Origin of the sequence: Kitasatospora sp. NPDC047058 (assembly GCF_040643935.1) — a bacterium.
Taxonomy (GTDB): Bacteria; Actinomycetota; Actinomycetes; order Streptomycetales; family Streptomycetaceae; genus Kitasatospora.
In genome coordinates, this window is record NZ_JBEYVJ010000840.1 from 1 (window position 1) to 1,506 (window position 1,506).

Sequence of the window (1,506 nt, forward strand, 5' to 3'; positions counted from 1 at the left end):
GTTTTTATTTTTACGGCGACCACCGTGTTCTACACCTTTGGTGTTACTCTCTTTCCCTACAGGAGGCTCTTCCGATCTTGGCTCGCGGGCGGCAGGTTCCTGTTCTCCGCCGAGCAGCCCGGGCTGCGCCGCCTGATCGACCTGACGTCCTTAGGCTGGGACCCGCTCGTCGCGGGTGACGCCGGCCTGGAGATCGGCGCGACCTGCACCATCCGCGACCTGTACGCCTTCGAGCCGCCGCGTGACTGGCTCGCGGGCGGCCTGCTCGCGACGGCCTGCGAAGCGTTCCTGTCCTCGTTCAAGGTGTGGAACGCGGCGACCGTCGGCGGCAACATCTGCCTGTCGCTGCCCGCCGGCCCGATGATCACGCTGACCGTCGCCCTGGAGGCCGGGTACGAGCTGTGGGCGCCCGACGGGTCGACCCGCGTCGTCGACGCCCTCCACTTCGTGACCGGCAACAACCGCAACATCCTCGCCCCCGGCGAACTGCTGCGCCGCATCAGGATTCCGGCGGGCGCCCTGCGCAAACGCACCGCGCACCGCCGCTTCACGCTGACCCACCTCGGCCGTTCGACGGTCTTCCTGATCGGCACCCAGACGCCCGGGACGAACGACCTGCTGCTCACCGTCACCGCCGGCACCACGCGGCCGGTGCGGATCGCCTTCGACAGCATGCCCGACGCGCGGACCCTCCAGCACAGCATCGACGTCATCCCCGCCGACGTCTGGTTCGCCGATCCGAACGGGACCCCCGATCACCGGCGCCACCTGACCAAGTACTTCACCGAGGAGATCCGGCACGAACTCGTGGCTGGGGCCCGGCATGACCTTCATCGTGAACGGCAGGAGCTTCGACGAGCAGCCGGAACCCGGGCAGTGCCTGCGCACCTTCCTCCGCTCGCTCGGTCACTTCGGCGTCAAGAAGGGGTGCGATGCGGGCGACTGCGGTGCCTGCACGGTCTGGCTGGACGGCGAGCCGGTGCACAGCTGCATCACCCCCGCGTTCCGCGCGGATGGTCACGAGGTGACGACGATCGAGGGCCTCGGGTCGCCGGGTGACCTGCATCCGGTGCAGCGGCGGTTCCGTGACGCCCCGGGATTCCAGTGCGGCTTCTGCACGGCCGGGATGATCATGACGTCGGCCGCGCTCACCGAGGCCCAGAAGGACGACCTGCCGCGCGCGTTGAAGGGCAACCTCTGCCGCTGCACCGGCTACCGCGCGATCGAGGACGCCGTGCGGGGCGTCACCGGCGTGGAGACGGCGGCCCCGGGGAAGGCCGTGGGGACGAGTGTCGGCGCGCCGGCGGCCGAGGACGTGGTGACCGGTCGCGCCGAGTTCACCATGGACGCCCGTCCCGAGGGCATGCTGCACCTCAAGGTGCTGCACTCACCGCACGCGCATGCCCGGATCGTCTCGGCCGCCTCCCGGGCCACCCGGTCCTGCGCCGCACCCTCCCGGGCGAGCGACCGCAGCGCGGCGAGCATCGCCGGGGTGGAGCGGCTCCC

Annotated in this window: 1 protein-coding gene and 1 pseudogene; both read left to right on the forward strand. The window is 70.6% G+C overall.

The window, feature by feature from the left end; genetic code table 11:
* Positions 1-24: 24 nt before the first annotated feature.
* A pseudogene (locus tag ABZ885_RS40985) lies at positions 25-501 on the forward strand (FAD binding domain-containing protein); the annotation flags it as partial.
* Positions 502-823: 322 nt separating this feature from the next.
* Positions 824-1,506, forward strand: a 683-nt coding sequence (locus tag ABZ885_RS40990; protein ID WP_360200279.1) for a 2Fe-2S iron-sulfur cluster-binding protein, incomplete at its 3' end; no start/stop codon positions are given.